21 protein-coding genes and 1 tRNA gene are annotated in these 20,433 nt (G+C 42.5%); 15 read left to right on the top strand and 7 right to left on the bottom strand.

Features of this window, described 5'->3' with window-relative positions:
* On the top strand, positions 1 to 148 hold a 148-nt coding region (locus IM496_RS16385), incomplete at its 5' end, for a DUF4351 domain-containing protein (RefSeq protein WP_287662576.1).
* Between the two features lie 53 nt (positions 149 to 201).
* On the opposite strand, the gene priA is transcribed toward IM496_RS16385, so the two are convergent.
* The gene (gene priA / locus IM496_RS16380; RefSeq protein ID WP_194018322.1) at positions 202 to 2,691 is read right to left on the bottom strand and encodes a primosomal protein N'; all 2,490 of its coding nucleotides are present in this window, start codon (positions 2,689 to 2,691) and stop codon (positions 202 to 204) included.
* 779 nt (positions 2,692 to 3,470) lie between these two features.
* On the opposite strand from priA, the gene IM496_RS16375 reads away from it, so the two are divergent.
* The 3 genes from IM496_RS16375 to IM496_RS16365 all read left to right on the top strand — a co-directional run bounded on the left by IM496_RS16375 (position 3,471) and on the right by IM496_RS16365 (position 6,242).
* A complete protein-coding gene (locus IM496_RS16375) occupies positions 3,471 to 4,604 on the top strand; it encodes an RNA polymerase sigma factor, RpoD/SigA family (RefSeq protein ID WP_194018109.1) in 1,134 nt (377 codons plus the stop codon).
* A gap of 310 nt (positions 4,605 to 4,914) precedes the next feature.
* On the top strand, positions 4,915 to 5,064 hold the full coding sequence (locus IM496_RS16370) for a hypothetical protein (protein WP_194018111.1): 150 nt from the start codon (positions 4,915 to 4,917) through the stop codon (positions 5,062 to 5,064).
* A gap of 17 nt (positions 5,065 to 5,081) precedes the next feature.
* On the top strand, positions 5,082 to 6,242 hold the full coding sequence (locus tag IM496_RS16365; RefSeq protein WP_194018113.1) for an aminotransferase class V-fold PLP-dependent enzyme: 1,161 nt from the start codon (positions 5,082 to 5,084) through the stop codon (positions 6,240 to 6,242).
* Positions 6,243 to 6,346: 104 nt separating this feature from the next.
* On the opposite strand, the gene IM496_RS16360 is transcribed toward IM496_RS16365, so the two are convergent.
* A complete protein-coding gene (locus tag IM496_RS16360) occupies positions 6,347 to 7,123 on the bottom strand; it encodes an RNA polymerase sigma factor SigF (RefSeq protein WP_194018115.1) in 777 nt (258 codons plus the stop codon).
* A 357-nt stretch (positions 7,124 to 7,480) separates the two neighbouring features.
* Positions 7,481 to 8,557, bottom strand: coding sequence for a Holliday junction branch migration DNA helicase RuvB (gene ruvB / locus IM496_RS16355; RefSeq protein WP_110579285.1), 1,077 nt, complete (start codon positions 8,555 to 8,557; stop codon positions 7,481 to 7,483).
* 23 nt (positions 8,558 to 8,580) lie between these two features.
* On the opposite strand from ruvB, the gene hisF reads away from it, so the two are divergent.
* The 4 genes from hisF to IM496_RS16335 all read left to right on the top strand — a co-directional run bounded on the left by hisF (position 8,581) and on the right by IM496_RS16335 (position 11,212).
* Complete coding sequence (gene hisF, locus IM496_RS16350) at positions 8,581 to 9,345, top strand: imidazole glycerol phosphate synthase subunit HisF (RefSeq protein ID WP_287662571.1); 765 nt, start codon at positions 8,581 to 8,583, stop codon at positions 9,343 to 9,345.
* A gap of 246 nt (positions 9,346 to 9,591) precedes the next feature.
* Positions 9,592 to 9,792, top strand: a complete 201-nt coding sequence (locus tag IM496_RS16345) for a hypothetical protein (protein WP_104395538.1) — start codon at positions 9,592 to 9,594, stop codon at positions 9,790 to 9,792.
* 118 nt (positions 9,793 to 9,910) lie between these two features.
* Positions 9,911 to 9,983: transfer RNA gene (locus tag IM496_RS16340), tRNA-Ala, on the top strand.
* Between the two features lie 131 nt (positions 9,984 to 10,114).
* Positions 10,115 to 11,212 (top strand): AI-2E family transporter, encoded by a 1,098-nt coding sequence (locus IM496_RS16335; protein WP_104395537.1) that lies wholly within the window; start codon positions 10,115 to 10,117, stop codon positions 11,210 to 11,212.
* A gap of 126 nt (positions 11,213 to 11,338) precedes the next feature.
* On the opposite strand, the gene IM496_RS16330 is transcribed toward IM496_RS16335, so the two are convergent.
* Complete coding sequence (locus IM496_RS16330; protein WP_194016504.1) at positions 11,339 to 12,178, bottom strand: reverse transcriptase-like protein; 840 nt, start codon at positions 12,176 to 12,178, stop codon at positions 11,339 to 11,341.
* Between the two features lie 41 nt (positions 12,179 to 12,219).
* Between IM496_RS16330 and IM496_RS16325 the strand changes: the two genes are divergently transcribed.
* From IM496_RS16325 to IM496_RS16300, 6 genes are all read left to right on the top strand, one after another.
* Positions 12,220 to 12,411, top strand: a complete 192-nt coding sequence (locus IM496_RS16325; RefSeq protein ID WP_110579288.1) for a hypothetical protein — start codon at positions 12,220 to 12,222, stop codon at positions 12,409 to 12,411.
* Positions 12,408 to 12,626, top strand: a complete 219-nt coding sequence (locus IM496_RS16320) for an Asr1405/Asl0597 family protein (protein ID WP_104395535.1) — start codon at positions 12,408 to 12,410, stop codon at positions 12,624 to 12,626. Before IM496_RS16325 ends, IM496_RS16320 begins: the two co-directional genes overlap by 4 nt.
* Positions 12,627 to 12,694: 68 nt before the next feature.
* On the top strand, positions 12,695 to 13,270 hold the full coding sequence (locus IM496_RS16315; protein ID WP_287662568.1) for a (2Fe-2S) ferredoxin domain-containing protein: 576 nt from the start codon (positions 12,695 to 12,697) through the stop codon (positions 13,268 to 13,270).
* 101 nt (positions 13,271 to 13,371) lie between these two features.
* A complete protein-coding gene (gene purU, locus IM496_RS16310) occupies positions 13,372 to 14,226 on the top strand; it encodes a formyltetrahydrofolate deformylase (RefSeq protein ID WP_104395533.1) in 855 nt (284 codons plus the stop codon).
* A gap of 137 nt (positions 14,227 to 14,363) precedes the next feature.
* Positions 14,364 to 15,077, top strand: coding sequence for a DUF3782 domain-containing protein (locus tag IM496_RS16305; protein WP_287662566.1), 714 nt, complete (start codon positions 14,364 to 14,366; stop codon positions 15,075 to 15,077).
* A 286-nt stretch (positions 15,078 to 15,363) separates the two neighbouring features.
* The gene (locus IM496_RS16300; protein WP_149978258.1) at positions 15,364 to 15,543 is read left to right on the top strand and encodes a hypothetical protein; all 180 of its coding nucleotides are present in this window, start codon (positions 15,364 to 15,366) and stop codon (positions 15,541 to 15,543) included.
* Positions 15,544 to 15,552: 9 nt separating this feature from the next.
* Here the strand turns inward: IM496_RS16300 and IM496_RS16295 are convergent, their stop codons facing one another.
* Together IM496_RS16295 and IM496_RS16290 are read right to left on the bottom strand one after the other, a co-directional pair.
* The gene (locus tag IM496_RS16295) at positions 15,553 to 17,130 is read right to left on the bottom strand and encodes a TRAP transporter substrate-binding protein (protein ID WP_287662563.1); all 1,578 of its coding nucleotides are present in this window, start codon (positions 17,128 to 17,130) and stop codon (positions 15,553 to 15,555) included.
* Positions 17,131 to 17,489: 359 nt separating this feature from the next.
* On the bottom strand, positions 17,490 to 18,485 hold the full coding sequence (locus IM496_RS16290) for an L-lactate dehydrogenase (protein WP_287662562.1): 996 nt from the start codon (positions 18,483 to 18,485) through the stop codon (positions 17,490 to 17,492).
* A 235-nt stretch (positions 18,486 to 18,720) separates the two neighbouring features.
* On the opposite strand from IM496_RS16290, the gene IM496_RS16285 reads away from it, so the two are divergent.
* On the top strand, positions 18,721 to 19,062 hold the full coding sequence (locus IM496_RS16285) for a DUF952 domain-containing protein (protein ID WP_194017411.1): 342 nt from the start codon (positions 18,721 to 18,723) through the stop codon (positions 19,060 to 19,062).
* Here the strand turns inward: IM496_RS16285 and IM496_RS16280 are convergent.
* Positions 19,039 to 20,352: a cytosine deaminase gene (locus IM496_RS16280; protein WP_194017409.1), complete on the bottom strand. Its 1,314-nt coding sequence runs from the start codon at positions 20,350 to 20,352 to the stop codon at positions 19,039 to 19,041. The two genes, IM496_RS16285 and IM496_RS16280, sit on opposite strands and share 24 nt — an antisense overlap.
* Between the last annotated feature and the right edge of the window lie 81 nt (positions 20,353 to 20,433).

The raw sequence follows: 20,433 nt of genomic DNA, 5'->3' as shown, positions 1-20,433 counted from the left end.
CCGTCAACTTCAGCGACGTTTCGGAGAAATACCCCAGAATCTACAAGAAAACATCCGTAACCTTCCTGTGGAGCGGTTAGAAGACTTAGGACTCGCTTTATTAGACTTTGACACTTTGACAGATTTAGATAACTGGTTGCATCCGTGAACAATAGCGATCTCGCGTAGCGAGCGCGTTGCGAGCGCATTATCCATCCTTGATTATTCTATCGTCAAGGGATCCACATCGATCGCCATACTTACCCTTGGTAAAACTAAGCTTTTCAGAGGAAGAAAAAGACGACCTATATCAGCTTTTTCTCCCGATAATTTTAACAGAATTTGCCAGCGATAACGGTTAGCCACGCGCATAATTGTTGCGGGTGCAGGTCCCAAAATATCCCAATCGGAACCGAAATTATTAACACATTCCTCCGCGACATTTTCAGCACTTTTCTGCACTGCTTCCCCATCTAAACCACTAAAGCGAATTAAGACTAAACTGCCATAGGGAGGATAATTTAAACCCTCTCTCTGCATTAATTCCGTCTCGACAAAACCCTCATAATCGTGGGTTTGTACTGCTCTAATCACGGGATGTTCTGGGGTATAGGTTTGGATAATTACCTTTCCTTCTGTTTCTCCCCTTCCTGCTCTCCCTGCTACTTGGGTGAGGGTTTGAAAAGCGCGTTCGGAGGCGCGATAATCGGAGTGATAAAGTAAACCATCGGCTGCCATTACTCCTACTAGGGTAACTCGATCGATATCTAATCCTTTGGTGAGCATTTGGGTTCCCACTAAAACATCGAATTCACCATCAGTAAATAGTTTTAATAGTTCCCGGGGAGCATTTTTGTTACGGGTGGTATCACTATCAAAACGCAAGCAGCGCAAATCAGGAAATTCTTTGCTTAATTCTTGGGTGACTCGCTGAGTGCCAGTGCCGAAAAATTTTAGATAGGGAGAACCGCATTCAGGACATTGTTTCGGATGGATGCGACCATAGTTGCAGTAGTGACAGCGTAGTAATTCCTGCGCTCCCGGTTCGGTGTGGTGATAGGAGAGGGAGACATCACAGTGGGGACACTCCAGCACATAACCGCAACTCCGGCAAGATACAAAAGTACTATGTCCCCGACGACTGACGAATAAAATTGCCTGTTCTCCCTTGTCGCGCAGGGTTTCCAGCGCTGAACGCAGGGATTGACTAAACAGAGAACGATTGCCTCGTTGCAATTCCCGTCGCATATCGACGATTTCCACCTGCGGCAAGGGGCGATTTTGGATGCGATCGGGCAAAGATAGGTAAAGACTAGGATTAGCTTGGGATTCTAGCCATGTTTCTAGGGATGGCGTGGCCGATCCTAAAATTACGGGACAATGGTTTAATTGAGAGCGCCATTTAGCCACGGTACGCGCGTGATAGGTGGGGAGTAATTGGGTTTGTTTAAAGCTGCTATCGTGTTCTTCATCGAGGATAATCATGCCTAGATGGGGTAAAGGGGCAAAAATCGCCGATCTCGTCCCGATAATAACTTGCGGGGTTCCTGTCAACATCTGTCGCCAGGTATCGTATCTTTCTCCTTGAGAGAGGGCGCTATGATAAACATAGACTTGATCGCCAAAACGGGCCACAAAGCGATCGGTTAGTTGCGGTGTTAATCCAATTTCGGGGACTAAAACCAAGGCAGATTTACCCGCTGCCAGGACAGGTGCGATCGCCTGTAGATAAACTTCTGTTTTACCCGATCCCGTCACTCCGTGTAAGAGGACGCTTTCACCACCTTTCAGGGTTTGAATGGCTTCTAAAGCTTGTTTTTGACTAGAAGTGAGTGTTTTTGGTTGATCCCTGCTCATAATCGCCGAGGATAAGCGCAGAAATTCCCGGTCCTCAATCACCACATAACCCTTGTCAATCAGCGGTTTAAAATGTTTTGTCCCCGCGAGTTGTGCCAATTCTGGCAGCCACATTTCTCCTCCCTGGTGGCGTAAAATTTCGACAATTTTGCGCTGATTTTCGGTTAAATCCGCAGGAAAGTCGGTTATTAGCAGGGTAATGGCTTTTTTTTGTTTAATATTGGGACTTTTGGGTGCTTCTAGATAGCTTTCCACCCAACCGCGCTTAACTAAGTCTCGGATACCGTAATTGGCATTTTTTACTTTTTCTTGCAGGTATTTCGCCGAATAATCGCCTTCTTTTTGATTTTTGAGCAGGGATAAAATCTGACGGGAGAGGGGAGTACAAAAAACTTCCGCACCAGGGGGAATCGCTTCTGGTTTTAATCTGATGCGACGTTGGGAACTTCGCAGTAAACCCGTAGGTAAAGCGACGCGAACAACGGTGATTAAATCTGTTGCGTAGTATTGGGCGATTTTCGTCAATAACTGCCAATAATTATCGGGAAAAAACCCCTTAGCAATCACATCTTCCACGGGACGAATTTGATTTTCTTCTAGTCCTGGGGGCAAATTTTCGAGAAATCTAAGAGCAATTCCCCCTATTACCTGAGAACCAAAGGGAACGCTTAAAATATCGCCGATTTCTACTGTTAAATCCCGGGGGATACTGTAGGTTAATATTTGCTGATCCTCTTGACTATCTCTAGGATAAGGCCGATCGACCAAAACCTCTAACCACGGTTGTCCAGTTGTGGTTAATTGGTAAGATGTGCGAGGTTCCGCTACAGTTAGAGTAGCATGGCGATCGAGCATAGTCAGTGGGGAGATGGGGTGATAGGGTGATGGGGAGAATGGGGTATTTAAATTATAGTTTAAAGCTTGAGGGGAATAAAACCAGTTAATTTTCTCTAAAAACAGTTTAAATATTGCTTTTTTGCCCACAAATTTTGATTTTTAGCCCGTGAAGTCTGCCCAAATGATAATTATTGACTATTAGCTATTAAATCGCACCCTAGTTAGGGTTTGATTAATAAATCTAAAAACCTTGTTGGATAATATCTTTAGGCTTTTTTGAAATCAAAAAGTGGCAGCCTTTGGAGGGATCGGGGGGGAGAATTAGGCACTTTTTCCCTGAAACTTAGGTAATTGACCACCTGAAAATGGGTAAAACCCCACAACACCCCACACCCCACACCCTACCCCCAGGAAAAACTTTTTGCCGCAAACCGTAGTTAGTCAAAAGGTGAGAATGGTTCTCAATAGAAAAAGCGAAGAATAGTAATAAAAAGCTGATGGCTATCTTGATTGTTAAGAAGCGTGATCTTTACCTAGTCAAATACCAAAAACCTTAGTTAGAGTGTATAAGTGGAAACCCTGAAAGTCTCCCCTATTCACCAGAAAATCTGATTATCTGGTTCAGCGATTTGTAACAATCCACACAGAAGCGCCTAATTATATCCCAGAAATGGCCGCCATTAATTAAGAAAACGTTTAAAAAATCTGCTCCCCGAAAATTCAATGTAACAATCAGCCCATTGGGAGAAACTGAGTTTTTCCCCGCTATTATAACCCCACTCCATCCATAACTGCTTATGAAAATCTCTAAACTAGCCGCCGATGATAATTTTAATCAAATCATTGCCCTGGAGACAAATCCTTTAGAACTGGACAGCGTGGATTTTGGTGAAAGAACTGACGAAGATCTGACTGAATCTTTACCGGAAACCCTAAAAAACACTCGTGGGAGTAGTGGAACGCGATACGATAAAGGCAGCAATGAAGACACTGTTGGCGCATTTTTTAAAGAAATGGCCCGTTATCCCCTGCTTAGTGCGGAAGAAGAAATTGAATTAGCCTACTTGGTTAAGTTTCTCATGGAAGCGGAAGAAGTACGCCAAAAACTGCAAGAAAATTTACATCGTCCCCCGACGAAAACAGAATGGGCGATCGCTTTAGAATTAGATAATGAACGTCAACTGGAAAACCGTCTTTATCGCGGACGAACAGCTAAACGGAAGATGATTCGTTCTAATTTGCGCTTGGTGGTTTCCATCGCTAAACGCTATTTAAATCGCGGGGTTCCTTTCTTAGATTTAATTCAAGAAGGTGCGATCGGACTCAACCGTGCGGCCGAAAAATTCGATCCCAATAAAGGTTATAAATTCTCTACCTATGCTTATTGGTGGATTCGACAAGCAATCACCCGCACTATTGCTAACGATGCGCGGACAATTCGTTTACCGATTCACATTGTCGAAAAACTCAATAAACTCAAAAAAGCGCAGCGCATTCTCAAGCAAGATTTACAGCGCAATCCCAATGAACGGGAACTCGCGGAAGCGTTAGAAATAACTCCCGAACAATTGCGGCAATTATTACAATTGCGTCGTCAATCTCTCTCTTTAAATCATCGTGTAGGGAAGGGAGAAGATACGGAATTAGTGGATCTGTTGGAAGATGATGATCTACAACTTCCCGAAGATAAAATGAATGAGATGATGATGCGTCAGGAAATTTTCGCGGTTTTAAGTGATGTTCTCACGGAACGGGAAAAAGATGTTATCTCCCTCCGTTATGGTTTAGCTACCAGTCAACCCTATACCCTAGAGGAAGTGGGAGGAATGTTCAATTTATCTCGCGAACGAGTACGTCAAATTCAAACTAAAGCGATGCGAAAATTACGTCGTCCTCAAGTCGCACGTCGTCTGAAAGGATGGTTACATTAATAATTTTTTCTAACTCGTTCTCTCCCCTCTCCTTTTTCTTGGAGAGCTTTTTTTGTCGATATTTAGCTTAAAATTAAGATCAAGCTGATTTTCTCAGTAGATAGTCATAATACCTATGAACTGAGGCTCTACCGAACCTGTCATGTCAAACTATCACCAACTCATACTTGTAAAGCTTGTATAATAGGGCTTTGAGTTTTTGTTAGATTGATATTTATCAACTTTAGAGCATTGCTGGACAGAGAGGGAGCTTAGGGAGTTTTCTACAGTGTAAGTTCGGAAGAACCTGAACTGACATCTCCAACGGAAAGTGAAAACGGGAAAATATCAATCTCCAGAAAAAGTCATTGACTTTGCTTTGCAGTTACTCGATGAATACGAACAAATAACTGATGCGGAATGGAGAGAAGATATTCGGCAAAAAATAGATGAAGCTATTATTTTTTCTAGTTCTCAATAAAATCAAACTAATTCAATATGTCCAAAAATTCTTGGTTAATTCCCGATAATATTTATTTTCTCAACCATGGTTCCTATGGTGCAACCCCTAGAATAGTCTTGGATTATCAGCAACAATTACGGGAACGAATGGAAAGGCAACCTTTAGCATTTTTGGGGAGAGAATTAGAGGGTTTATTAGATATTGCTAGGCAAAAATTAGCGGATTTAGTCAGTGTAAATAGCGATGATTTAGTCTTTGTTCCCAATGCAACCACAGCAGTGAATGCGGTGTTAAATTCCTTAACTTTTCAGGAAAATGAGGAAATTCTGATCACCGATCAGACCTATAATGCTTGTGCTAATGCAGTTAAACATATAGCTAAAAGATGGGGTTTAAAGGTAATTATCGCTAAAATTCCCTTTCCTGTGCAGTCTCCTTTAGAAATTAGTCAGGCAATTTTAGCATCTGTTTCTCCCCGGACAAAATTAGTAGTTTTAGATCATGTCACCAGTCCCACGGCCTTAATTTGGCCAATCGCAGAAATTGTGCAAGAATTAAATAATCGGGGTATTGATACTCTCATCGATGGCGCTCATGCTTTAGGTTTTTTACCCCTTAATATCGGGGCAATTAATCCCACCTATTATACTGCTAATTGTCATAAGTGGTTATGTAGTCCCAAAGGGGCTGCTTTTCTTTATGTGCGCGGGGATAAACAGGCAATAATTCGACCTTTAACTATTAGCCATGGTGCCAATTCTCCTCGACAAGATCGTTCCCGTTTTCAGTTAGAATTTGCTTGGATGGGAACCGATGATCCCAGCGCTTATTTATCAGTGCCAAAAGCGATCGAGTTTTTAAATTCTCTCTCTATTGATGGTTTACTGGGTCTGATGGCGAGGAATCATAATTTGGTTTTAAAAGCCAGAAATTTGCTTTGTCATGCCTTGCAGGTCAATTATCCTTGCCCAGAATCAATGATTGGATCGATGTCCTCAATTCTAATTCCTAGTTATGCTTGGATAGCAGAAGATTTATCTAGACAACTGTGGGAAAAATATCAGATCGAAGTGCCGATAATTCCCTGGGGAGAAGCATCATTAATTGTGAGAATTTCTGCTCACTACTATAATTCGATCGAGCAGTATGAATATTTAGCTGCGGTTTTAAATTACTTGCTATTGGAGCAAAGATAAGCTGGGAGAGGGGAGCATCGGAGCAGGAGAAAAAATCCATAACCGAGTTTTTAAAGTTGAATTGGGAGTTAATAACGGACTTGCGATGATAACCGATAATTGGGCTAAAATGCCTCTTGGAGCATGGTTTCCTTGAGCATTTCTAAACCCTTTTTCACCCGACGGGAGACGGTAACAACACTAATGCCTAATTGTTCGGCAGTTTCCCGTTGAGTAAGATCTTTAAGGAAAACAAATTCGAGAATATGACGGGTTTTCTCTTCTAATTGAGCCAGTGCCTGTTGTAAACGAATGCAGTCCTCTTGACAAAGTTGAAAGCTGCGATAACCGGGATCGGGAACGATGTCTTTTAAACAGGTGTTATTATCTTCATCGTTATTAACCGTCGCATCGAGACTCAGAGGTTCACGGTTTTGGAAAGCCAGTTTTACCTCTTGCCATTCTTCAAGCGAAATATTTAAAGCGAGGGAGATTTCCGTATCATTGGGTTGACGATTGTGGATAGTTTGGAAATCCCGACGCATATTTGCCGCTTGTCTGCCCAAATCTAACCAACGACGAGGAATACGAACCGTGTAACCCTTATCGCGCAGATAGTGTTGAATTTCGCCGCGAATATAGGGAATAGCGAAGGAACTAAAAGCATGACCTTTGCTGCTGTCAAAACGCTTGATCGCCCGAATTAGCCCCATACAGCCAACCTGCACTAAATCTTCGTAGTTTTCATGGCATTGATTGACCCAATGATGAGCTTCCCTTCTGACTAATCCTAGGTTTAACCGTATAATTTGATCCCGTAACTTATTATCCCCTGTTTTTTGGTATTTTTGAAACAGGGTAAGAGTTTCTAGTTTAAGATTTTCTTTATTTGGGACAGACATAGGGCGTTAACAGACTTAAAAAATTATTGACTATAAAAGCTCACTATTGCATAGCTTTGACCAATCCCAACATAGTCTAGATGAGAAGCGGCAGGCAATGACAACAATGTAACTTACTACGATCTTCATCATACGGTCTTTACACAAGGGCTTGTGTGATTTCAAGCAGTCAAGGCAGTATTTAAAGACACAAGTGAGCTAAAACGCTGGTAATTAGGGTTGCTGAAAAAGTTTTTTGTGGGGACAGGGTGTGGGGTGTGGGGTGTGGGGTGTGGGGTGTGGGGTGTGAATTTTACCCCCGAAAAGTCTTAATCCAACAAGGTTTTTAGATTTATTCAGCCAACCCTATCCAGAAAACTAGAACTCGAACAAAGGTAAACTCCGATCCTCATTTTTCGGCAATTTCGCCAGTAAACCTAAATGTTCGTAGGCGGCTGCCGTCACTACACGACCCCGGGGAGTACGATTAAGATAACCTATTTGTAATAAATAAGGCTCATACACCTCTTCAATCGTCTTGGCATCTTCTCCCGTGGCTGCCGCTACCGCTTCCAATCCCACGGGTTTACCTTGAAACTGTTCGATCATCGTCTTTAATACTAATCGATCGGTCCAATCTAAACCCATAGAATCCACATTTAACTGATTTAATCCCTCAGCGGCTAAATGGGGGGTGATCATAGTTTCTCCCTTCACCTGCACATAGTCGCGCACCCGTTTTAATAAACGATTGGCAATGCGTGGAGTTCCCCGACTCCGACGGGAAATTTCGATCGCACCTGCTTCAGTAATGGGAATATTAAAAATAGTAGCACTTCTGAGCATAATTGCCGTCAATTCCTCGACCGTATAGAAACGCAGACGTTGAATCATGCCAAAACGATCGCGTAAAGGCGCAGTTAAAGAGCCAACTTTGGTAGTAGCACCGATTAAAGTAAAGGGAGGTAAAGAAATACTGCGAATTTTCGCTGCTTGACCCTTACCAATCGTCACATCTAGGCGATAATCCTCCATCGCTGGGTATAATAACTCCTCCGTCACCCGATTCAGTCGATGAATTTCGTCGATAAAAAGAATATCCCGGGGTTGAAGATTGATCAGGATGCCGGTAATATCCCGGGGACGCTCTAAAGCGGGGGCGGCAGTAATGCGGCAATTTACTCCCATCTCAGCCGCTAAAATTAAAGCCATGGTGGTTTTTCCTAACCCCGGCGGTCCGTAGAAGAGCAAATGATCGATCGCTTCTTGTCTAGCTTTGGCCGCGGCGATGGTGACTTTTAGATTAGCTTTTAAGTCCTGTTGACCGATATAATCCTCTAGGGATTGCGGACGAATCTGCGCTTCTGCTTTTTCCGTTTCTTCTATAGTGGGATTGGGAGTGAGCAGATTTTCCTCGGCTGCCGGGGGGGAATTGTGCGATCGTTTGATGGCCATTGTTACAATCAAGAGTCTAGGATATGTTAGCGAAGCGGATTTTGCCTTGTTTGGATGTCAATAAAGGTCGGGTAGTGAAAGGGGTTAATTTTGTCAATCTTCAGGATGCTGGCGACCCCGTGGAGTTGGCCCGCTTGTATAATCAGGCAGGGGCCGATGAGTTGGTTTTTCTTGATATTACTGCTACCCATGAAGATCGCGACACGATTATTGATGTAGTCTATCGCACGGCGGAACAGGTTTTTATTCCTCTGACAGTGGGTGGGGGCATCCAATCCTTAGAAAATATTAAAAATTTGTTAAGAGCCGGGGCCGATAAAGTCAGCATTAACTCGGCTGCCGTGCGCGAGCCGGAATTGCTCGATCGAGCCAGCGATCGCTTTGGGAAACAGTGCATTGTGGTGGCGATCGATGCTAGACGACGTAAGGATGTGCATAACCCCGGTTGGGAGGTTTATGTTCGGGGTGGACGCGAAAATACGGGTATTGATGCTTTATTATGGGCCAAAGAAGTGGAAAAACGCGGGGCGGGTGAGTTGTTAGTTACCAGTATGGATGCCGACGGCACGCAAGCGGGTTACGATCTGGCATTGACAAAAGCGATCGCTGAAAGGGTGGAGATTCCTGTGATTGCCTCTGGAGGAGCGGGTAATTGTCAGCATATTTACGAAGCATTGACGGAAGGCCGGGCAGAAGCCGCTTTATTGGCTTCTTTGCTCCATTATGGTCAATTAACCATCGCTGAGGTCAAAAATTATCTGCAAAATCAACAAGTACCCGTGCGTTAGCTAGGGAAAATGAGGGACAGATTTGCAGAACTTAATCTAGGGATTGAGTCGCTTTTTCGGGAAAAGGATTTCTTTAGGCTGCAACCCTAGAAGAGTAAGGTTTACACCTATTACTGAAAGTCAATGGCTGACGGCTGACAGCTGCGATCAAAAAACCAGCAAAAAATCCCTGTTTTTAACTTCCCTCCGATTATCCCCAGGGAAAATTATGTATTAGAATAGAGGAAAGTTAACAAAATTTAAAATATGTTAGTTCCGATTCTCATCTTTGACCTCGGTCTTGTGGCTTGGTCATTGCATCTAATGCAGCAAGCGTTCGACAAGCAAGAGTTTTCCTTGATGCTGGCGGGAACCTTGGTGGCAGCAGCGGCAGTGGCTATGTTAGTAGTTTATTTCCTCATGGGCCACTGTTTAACCTATTTAACCCAAATTCCGGCTCCTGTTTAAATGGGGGCGATTGTTTTACTCTTATGGATTAGCGATCGCCTTGGCAGTGACAAATTTTTTTCTCGCTAACCCTTGACAAAATGATTCTATTTAAGCTATATTCAAAGATGGTCTTCGCGGGGTTATAGCTCAGTTGGTAGAGCACCTCAATGGCATTGAGGGGGTCAGCGGTTCGAATCCGCTTAGCTCCATAGGGTTAAGATAAGAGTTTCAGGATTACTGGGGACTCGAAAGGTAGCGAGGAGATGGTAGATTGAAAGAGGATTTCTGGTTAGAAAAGTCTCTTTTTACCTCGATACTCTCTCAGGACAAAATTAGTTATATGATGGAGCTTTTTAAGCAACTACCTCGTTGGTTGCGGCTAAGTCTAGTTTTTCCGCTCTTATTTCTCAATGGCTGGTTATTATTCCAATTATTTAGCTACCTAGAACCCTTAGTCAGTATTTTTGTCACTGCTAGTTTACTAGCTTTTGTCTTAGATGTTCCCATCAAACTGCTGCAAAGACGCGGGGTTAATCGCAGTGGTTCGATCGCTATTGTCTTTTTAATTGCCCTATTAATTTTGATTGTTTTAGGTTTAATTTTAATTCCCCAGATTGTCGAACAATTAAGCAGTTTAATCAATAGTTTGCCCCAGTGGATCGAGTCGGGAACCGAACAGATACAAAATTTAGAAAAGTGGGATAAAACTCAGAAATATGCGATTTATATCGAGCAATCAATCACCCAGTTATCGGAGCGACTAACCAATGTTTTACAAACTCTTAGCACTCAATTACTAAGCTTTGTGCTGGGAACTATCAACAGTATCCTAAACATTCTCTTTGTTCTGGTTCTAACTGTTTTTCTGGTTCTCTATGGCGAACAAATTTGGGAGGGAATTTTAAGCTGGATTCCTGCTCCTTGGAATCTCAAATTAAGAACGATTATTCGTCAAACTTTTGAAACCTATTTTGCTGGTCAAACCATTTTAGCAGGAATTCTCAGCCTTGCTCAAATTTTTGTTTTTGTGATTCTCAAGGTCGATTATGCCCTATTATTCGGGGTGGCGATCGGTCTAACCACATTAATTCCTTTTGCCAGTGCTTTTACCATTATTGGCATTAGTACCCTACTGATGTTTCAAGATTTTTGGTTAGGGTTAAAGGTTTTGACCCTGACTATTATTGTGGGTCAAATTAATGATAATGTCATCGCCCCTCGGTTAATGGGAGGTATGATCGGACTTAATCCCGTCTGGATTATTCTATCTCTTTTTATCGGTGGCAAAGTGGCAGGAATTCTCGGTTTATTGATAGCAGTTCCCATCGCTAGTGTGCTGAAAAGTACCATCGATATCATCCGCTCGCAGCAACGGGAAAAAGAACCGGTAGTTTTCCTAGAAGAAACGGTGAAAAATTCCTCAGAGGAGGGCAAATAATAATAAATCCTGTTTTTTCAGTGAACAGTAAACAGTAATGAGTGAATTGAAAACTCACATCTGCTAACTGCTAACTGATAACTGATAACTGATAACTGATAACTGATAACTGATAACTGATAACTGTTATGAGCGGCTAATTTCTTCGAGAATAGCCATCGCTTCTGTCACCCTATCCCTAGGGATAAATAAATGATCGTGATAATAACCAGAAATGACATTGACGCTAATTGCTGCTTCGGACAGTTTCTTGCTAATCACCGCTAAAAATCCCACCGCCGCTAAACTAGAATGCACAGAAAGAGTAATTTGTCTATAAATATATTTGTACTGTAAATTCTTGCGATCGGCTTGCTGACGGGGAATAATCACCGTTATGCCCTCCTCTTCCTGAAATTGGCAGATAGGGTTTAATTGTAGCTGTTCTAGTGCTGTTGCTGTTAGGGAAGAGAAAACGAATTCTTCAGTATTTAGGATTGGTTTCAGGGATTGGAGCAGAATATCGAGATTAGTTTCGCCTTCCTCCGCTTTTTCTGGCGATTTTTTCGCCGCATCCATACACTGATTAGCAGCAGCGTCAGCCACACTATTTTTAGCTCGTTCAATCCAGCACCAGCTAATGCGATCGAATTGGGTGACTAATTGACAAGCACGCTGATAAAAGGGACGTAAACTATCGCTTTTTACCTTCCAGTCTCCCTTAACTTGATTGATGACTAATTGACTATCTCCACGAATTTCTAGGCTTTTTAAGCCTAATTCTTGGGCTTTTTCCAATCCAATAATCAATCCCGTGTATTCAGCCTCGTTATTAGTGGCTCTCTCCATATATCTAGTCGTAGTCAAGGAATTGCCCTCGGCTAAAACTATTACCGCAGCACCGGCTGCTCTCCCCGGATTGCCGCGAGAACCACCATCAAAATAGAGAACTGCTGAATTATCGTTTTTTTGAGCTTTTTTATCCATAATTTTCGTCAATAAATCTTGTTATCTCCATTTTTATCCCTTTGACAATTGTAGGCGGTAGGGATTCCTGTCGGCAAAGCGGACAAGGCAACAATAGCCAGATTTTAGCCGATCGCCGCTACCGGGTAACTTTTTTTCTTCAGGTTATTGATAATTATTTGCAGTTGTCGGTTATACTGAGAACATCAGCCCAGAGTTATATTGCTAATAGTTCTCAATTAAAAGCCCCATGAGTATAGACAAATGGCTATCGGAAGGTGAGAAAATCTTCAATCTTAGTGCTTGGGATCGCTGGCAGCTCTACCACCGGCTCCAGGACCTAGACATTGAATGTAAATGCTGGCTCCATCAGCTTTTGCAGGTTCGCATTGATGGACCGGCTCAACTTTTACAGCTGTGGATTGTCCTGCGACAGGTAGAGGTTTCCCGAGGCTCTTTAATTGGTTAGCTGGAAACCTGTTGGCAGGCATAATCCTTGAGAAAAATTAGCAATCTGAGAGTAAAAAGTGAGAAAGTATGTCAAAATCTGCAAGTACCATGGTTCCCTTTCAAGTGGTCGGTCAATTCCTCGGTTTTGTCCTTAAGGACGGATATAAGGTAAAATACCTGAGAATCAGTGTTGATAAACGGGAATATTGGTTTAAGCCCGAAAAAACACTGCGAGACCACATACCTCTTAATATTGCTCTCCACTCATGGCTAAAAGTGACGGGAGAAAGTAGTCTTTGTTCAAAGAAGGGAAAATTAAAACTGAGGGTACTGGGGATTGAGCATTTATCTGGCGAAAAAACCCCAGAAGTGGCTCCAGCAAAAGCGAAAAAAGCCACCGTCTTAATCTGTCAGAAGTCCGATTGTTGGAAAAATGGCGGTGCGAGAGTCTGCCAAAGGTTAGAGAGTAGTTTAGAGGAAAAAGGACTGGGAGAAGCGGTGAATATTAAATTAACTGGCTGTTTAAAACAGTGCAAAAAAGGCCCGAATCTGGTGGTTATGCCCGATAAAAAGCATTATAATCAGGTAGCTCCCCAAGATGTAGCCTCCCTAATCGAGCGGCATTTTGCCACTTCTGAGCAAGGGAAAAGCCTATCAGTTTGACTGGAAATTGAATCGATCTTTTTTGTGTATCTAAGGGACGAAGTGGCTAAAATTGTAATAAATTAGGGGTAGAAAAAGTCAATTCTTGCCGGCGATAATTTATGACTGCTGCCACTGCAACCTTGTTAATTTCTTGTCCCGACCAGATTGGTCTGGTGGCGAAAATCGCTAATTTTATCTACGCTAATGGCGGCAATATTATCCACGCTGACCAACACACGGATTTTTCGGCGGGATTGTTTCTGATGCGGATAGAATGGCAATTAGAAGGGTTTAATTTGTCCCGTGGGATGATCGAACCAGCTTTCGCCGCTATTGCCAAACCTTTGCAGGCTAGTTGGTCCCTACATTTTTCCGATACTGTCCCGCGTCTAGCTATTTGGGTGACAAAACAGGATCATTGTCTTCTCGATTTATTATGGCGACAACAGGCGGGAGAAATTAGGGCAGAAATTCCTTTAATTATTAGCAATCATCGAGAATTACAATCAGTTGCCAATCAATTTGGTATTGATTTTTATCATCTTCCCGTTACCGCCGAAACCAAGATTGAACAGGAAGCCAGACAATTAGAGTTACTGCGGGAATACCGGATAGATTTAGTGATTTTAGCTAAATATATGCAGGTTCTCACCCCAAATTTTATTAACTCTTTTCCCAATATTATCAATATTCATCATTCTTTTTTACCAGCTTTTGCGGGAGCTAATCCCTATCAACGGGCTTACGATCGAGGAGTAAAAATTATTGGAGCCACCGCCCATTATATCACTGCCGATCTCGATCAGGGGCCAATTATCGAGCAGGATGTGGTCAGAGTTAGTCATCGCGATACCGTGGGAGATTTAATTCGTCAAGGTAAGGATTTAGAAAGGGTGGTGTTAGCGCGAGCAGTCCGTTTACACTTGCAAAATCGCGTTTTGGTTTACGCTAATCGCACGGTAGTATTCGCTTAAGGTTGCTAGGGTAAGCTCATCTAAAATCGTATAAGATGTAGTGGACAAAAAAGAGAGCATTGAAGGCTAACAATTAGGAAGTACCGGCGCGATTGACTAAAATAGCAATAGACCAGATCAGAAGGAAAAAATTATCTATGGCAACCACATCCGAAGATGTATGGCGACTCTTAGCCGAATTAACTACCGCTCAAAAAGAAACTGACCGACAACTCAAGGAAACTGACAAACAACTCAAGGAAGTTAGTCAACAACAGAAGGAGACTGAACTACTATTAAAAGAAGTTAGTCAACAACAGAAGGAAAACGCCCAACAACTCAAGGAAACTGACCGACAACTCCGGGAAACTGACCGACAACTCCAGGAAAACGCCCAACAACAGAAGGAAACTAACAAACAACTCAAGGAACTGGGCAAACAAATTGGGGGACTCGGTGCCAAATTCGGCAGCTTTACCGAAGGACTTGCCCTTCCTTCAATGGAAACGATTCTCAGACAACGCTTTGGTATGGAAGTTGTTAGTCCCAGTGTCCGAGTCAGTAAAGAAGGACAACACCTAGAAATTGATGTTCTTGCCTATACCAATGGTGAGCTAAATACTGCTTATATCGTTGAGGTTAAAAGTCATGCCAGAGAGGATTCTATTACACAATTAAAAAGTATTTTGCAACGGTTTCGCCGCTTTTTTCCTGAACACAAAGATAAAAAACTCTATGGCATATTAGCGGCGGTGGATTTATCCCCAGAATTACGCGAAAAAATTCTGCAAGAAGGGCTTTATGTAGCTCGGATTCATGACCAAGTATTTGAATTAGATATTCCCGATAATTTTCAACCTCAAACCTATTAAGTAGTCGTGCAAAATTAATTTCCTAAGGGAATAGAGCGAATAGAAAGCAATATTGACAGATTAGCAGCAATCAGTGAGGCAACGAATCGGCGTATTGATCGGTTTGTGGAAGCTACTGCTCAACAAATGGAGGAATCTAAGGCTCGTATTGACCAACTGCAACAAGGGATGGAACAGCTTCAGCGTGCAGTTGGCTATTTTTTAAGTCAGGACGGTAACTAACGATCGCCTTTTCAAAAATCAAAAAACCCCGTTAGCTTACAATCACTTGCTTCAATGAATGAGCATGGTACTACGGCTAGAGAAAAAAGAGGTGCGTTACATTTCATTAACGCACCCTACCAGAGCGGCGATCGCTAAAGGAGATATTCTCAGTTATCGCTTACCCAATCAAGGTCAAGCAGCATTCAAGACTGTGAATTTACATTATCCGAAAGACCAAAAACCAGACCAACCACACTACTAATTAAACCACCTACTGCACTACCATATTTATGGGTTGATTTAAACGAGACATTATTTTAGTTAAGTCGGATAAATCATCCCAACTTCTCATTTGTGTTTTAAATCCTTCCCACTCATCATGTACTTCCTTAAACTGCGGATTCGCATCATACAGTTTAAGAAGTTCCTCTGTTTTAGCTTGAGCTACCTGTAGAACCTCATCGGGAAATGGTAGGATTTTGATATTTCCTGAACTTTCTAACTTCCTTATATCTCCAAGCGTCCGAGCGTTTCTTCGATCATATTCGGATAATATCTTTGTGTAGGTTTCATGGCAAACAGCCTCAAATATTCTTTGATACTCTGGTGGCAAATTTTCCCAAGCATCTTTGTTGACTTGCACATCAAAAGTTGTGCTTGGTTCCCACCATCCAGGATAGTAGTAGTATTTAGCTCCTGCTTTATGCAAATTTAACTGAAAGTCATCGTGCGGTCCAATCCATTCAGCAGCTTGTATAGTGCCTTTTTCAAGCTCGGTAGATATTTTTTCTATTGAGAGTGCTTTTCCAAAAATCTTTTTATCTGTATTGATACCGAAATAATCTGATAATACATCTGCTCCCAATCCAGGAATACGCATAATTAACCCATTGAAGTCTGCAACTGTATTAATCTCTTTCTTAAACCAACCTCCCATCTGTCCCCCTGTCGCTCCTGCTGGAAAAGGAATTACATTCAAACCTATTTCTCTGTAAAGACTTTGTATATAAGTTAGCTGGTCGTTAGGATCTTTTTTATATGAGAGCCAAGCAGTTTGTTCTTGAGGACTCAACCCGAAAGGAACAGCACAACCAAAGTAGAGGGGTCTATATTTTTCTTGTTCATAATAAATTCCACTAAATCCGCATTGAATATCTCTTCCCGCACTTACTTTTTGTAATATTTCCTCCGTTAGTATGTCTCCAGTTGTATCAACTTCGATAATAAATTGACTGTTGGTTATTGCTTTAATACGTTCACTAATCATTAATGGAGCGTCAAAAAGAATTACTTTGTTCTTTGTGCTTTCTCCTAAAAAGCTAACCATCTTCCATCGAACAGATGGTTGATATTGACGAACAAACCAACCAGCCGTCCCAGTCGCAATGGCTGTAGCCGTTCCGATAGCTGCATACACAACAGTTCTACGGCTTACAGGTATAGGTTGTTTCGGTTGTTTAACCGGTGGTGGAGCTTCTCCATTTTCTGTAGCAATATTGACTGCAAGTGCTTTAAATCTGCCACCAGTAGTTGCAATTGTTGTAATATCGCTATCGTCTTCAGGAGTATTATTTACAATTGCTTCTAATAGCAAGGATAGCTCTTTTTCTTTATCTTCACCTATAGCTTTACTAATGCTTTTGGGAAAATTTCTAGCATATTCCTGAAGTTCGCCCCACCTGCCATGATAGGGGTTGCCATTTCTAAGTTCCTGTTCAATACCCAGAAGGCAATCCCCTACTTGGTTAAAATACTTTATAACCCGTTTTCGATCTTCATCCTCAGATTGCTTCAAGCGATCGCTGACTTCAAATAATTTGGTTACAATTTCAACTAATTCTCCTAGCATTTCTGTATCTCAATATACTTTTTGCACAATTCTGCCGACTGTATAACACTGCTGAGAGTAAAGATAATTGGAAACTTTCAGCATATCACCCCATTTTAGCGCCATCGCCGGAACTTTTCCCCATATCATAACTAAAAGCGTATTAGCCAGAGCATATTCCTAACAACAAGCTGCAATAAAATAGACTTTTCGGGAAGTCTAGCACTAATTCTTCAGTCCACCCCACAATTACCTAATTTTCGGGGAAAAAGTGCCTAAATTTTCCCCTCGATCGCTCTTATGTTCGGCACTTTTTCAGGGCAAAAAAATCTAAAAATCTTAGCCAACAAGGTTTTTAGATTTATTCAGCCAACCCTAAGTTAAATTTTGAGTTGATCGATTAAATCGCGCATAATTTTGGCTGAATTATGTAACTGTTCCGTTTCTCTGGGACTAAGAGCAAGATTCAGAGTTTTTATCACTCCTTTCTCGTTAACCACCGAGGGAATACTTAAACACACATCTTTGAGACCGTATTGACCATCGAGGAGAGTGCTAATAGTCAGAATTCTTTCTTGGGAACGTAAAATCGCTTTAACGATATCCGTGGTAGCTAAACCGATCGCATAGCTAGTATAACCCTTGCGTTTGATAATTTCATAGGCGGCGTTTTTAACCTGAAGAAAAATTTCTGTTAAGCTTTCTTGGTCGGTTGCGCTTAAATCCTGCCAATCTCCTTCTAGTAACCTTGCTCCTCCGATATTAGCCGAACTCCACACAGCAAGCTCACTATCCCCGTGTTCACCGATAATATAAGCGTGGACGTTACGCGCATCTACATGGAGTTGGGTGGATAAAAGAGAGCGTAAACGGGCAGAATCTAGCACCGTACCCGAACCAATCACCCTAGAAGGCGGAAAATTGGTGATTTTCAGGGTAACATAGGTCATGATATCGACGGGATTACTCACCACCAAAATCAAAGCACTGGGGCAGTAAACAGCCACATCCTCCAGAATACGGCGAAAAATCGCCACATTTCGCTCAAGGAGATGTAATCTGGTTTCTCCCTCTTTTTGGGCGGCCCCAGCAGTAATAATCACCACATCGGCATTTTGTCCCACATCGGCCACGGTTCCCATTTTCAAGTCTGTGGGTTCAATAAAAGGCATTCCGTGCCTTAAATCCATCACTTCCCCTTCGACTTTATCCGTGGCGATATCTTGCAGAATTAATTCATCAAAACAGTCTTGAATTAACATCGAGTAAGCGCAGGCCATCCCCACCTGACCAACACCGATAATTACCCCCTTGCGAGGACGCAGCGGCGCGGGTTTTTCAGCGTAGGGATTGGGAGTAAATATTTTATCTAGCATAGATTTTTGCAGTTACTGGCTCGGTAAGCTCATTTTAAGGGGAAAAGGTTAATATCAGGTAAAAGGAGACTATCAAGAGATTTTGAGGCCATTATCGGCAATTTTTTTCTGGTAATTGGTCGGACAAATTTCTTGTCTTTATTCCCTGACCCCTAGTTTAAGAGAATTGAGGGCTGCTGACAGCTTCAGGCTATATCCTAAAATTAGGGATAAAGTGACAGTAGGAGGCGAACCGATGATCTATCACATCACCACAGAAAGAGGTTGGCAAATAGCTCGTGAAATGGGGGAATATCGGGCGTATTCCCTAAAAAATGAGGGATTTATCCATTGCTCCACCTTAGAACAAATTCCGAAAGTTGTGGCCGCTTTTTATCAAAATCAGCCAGACTTGCTGGTTTTAGCCATTTCTCTCGAACAATTGCAGTCCCCGGTTAAATGGGAGCAGCCCCAGCATCCTAACCCAGAAAATGCCACTTTAGAGCTAGAAAAAGAGACCTTTCCCCATATTTATGGTGCTATAAACCTAGAATCGGTGGTTTTTGTCAAACCCTTACAGGAGTTGCTCAATTCCTAGAACTAAATCATCTAACTCTTGGTAATCGGGGAGAGTAGTATCGATGCTCAACCCGCGCCGAATCACAAGGCGATCCCACTGTGGTCGCGATAATAGCTCGCTAAAGTAGCGAGCCTTGAAAATTAACAAATTTGCCTCTAGACCCGTCTTAATGCGCCCTAAATGGGGCAATCCGAGCAGATTGGCTGGGGTGAGGGTGACACTATTTACCCAGTCAGCGTAGGGTGTGTCGAGATGGGCAATCCGCACCGCTTGGGTAAAGACTTCTAAACCATCGTGATCCCCAAAACCATAAAAGGGATCGCGACAGTTATCACTGGCAAAAGCAACTGGAATTCCCGCTTTTTTCATCTCTTTTACCTTAGTTGTCCCGCGCCAAAAAGGGGTTTTTTCCTCTTGACGATCCTGTAGGTAGAGATTGCACATCGGCAAGCTAACGATAGCAATGCCCGCATTTTTGACTAAATTTAGGGTTTCTTGGATTATTTCAGGGGATTGTACCGCTAAACTGCAACAGTGACCACAGATGATTTGTCCGTCAAATTGCTCTTTGATAGCAGTACGCGCGATCGCTGCTAAACAGGTAGAATCGGAATCGCCGTTTTCATCCAGATGAAAATCGAGATTTAAACCCCTTTCTTGGGCTAATTTGAAGGTAATATCAATTTGTGCCTGTAAATCTGGATTTGTGTAGGCTACTCCCCCTAATATGCCTCCAAATTCGGCAATTTTATCGGCTAAGGCCGCTCCCTCGGAGGTTTGATAGTAGTCAAGGGAAACTAGAGAAACCGCTTGCAGGGTGATTTTACCGGCCCATTGTCGTTTCAATTCTCCCAAAGCAGTTAAGCTAATCTGGGCCTGTTGACCAAAAGAGTCGATATGAGTGCGAATAGCGGCGGTTCCATGGGCATAACTGCATTTAAGTCCGAATTCCATACGACGATATACATCCTCTAAGCGCCACTCCCGTCGGGAATCCTCTAGAACCATTTTTAAGGCACTGTCAAAAGTGCCATCATTATTAGGACAACGATGCCAACTATGACCTTTATCGAGATGGGTGTGCATATCGACAAAGCAAGGAAAAACAATCTTTTTTTTGAGGTCAATAACGGGAATATTATCTTCGGGGGGGATTGTTGAGGTGATGCGATTAATGTTACCGTCATTAATTTCCAGATTAACTAAGGTTAATCCCTCGGCGGTTTGCGGAGAAAACCCCTCATTTTCTAGGAGGGAAACGGGAATATGGGCATTTTTGAGCCAGTAGCGCTCGCTTGAGGGAATCATAAGACCTCTGGTAAAAATCAAAAATTGTTGTTAGGGTTAGGAGTCGGTCGTCAGGAGAATTAAGAATGAATAATAATCAAT

Source organism: Microcystis sp. M049S2 (genome assembly GCF_020245625.1).
Classification (GTDB): Bacteria; Cyanobacteriota; Cyanobacteriia; order Cyanobacteriales; family Microcystaceae; genus Microcystis; species Microcystis ichthyoblabe_A.
The sequence above is the reverse complement of the archived record's forward strand: the minus strand, read 5'-3'. Positions and strand labels throughout refer to the sequence as shown.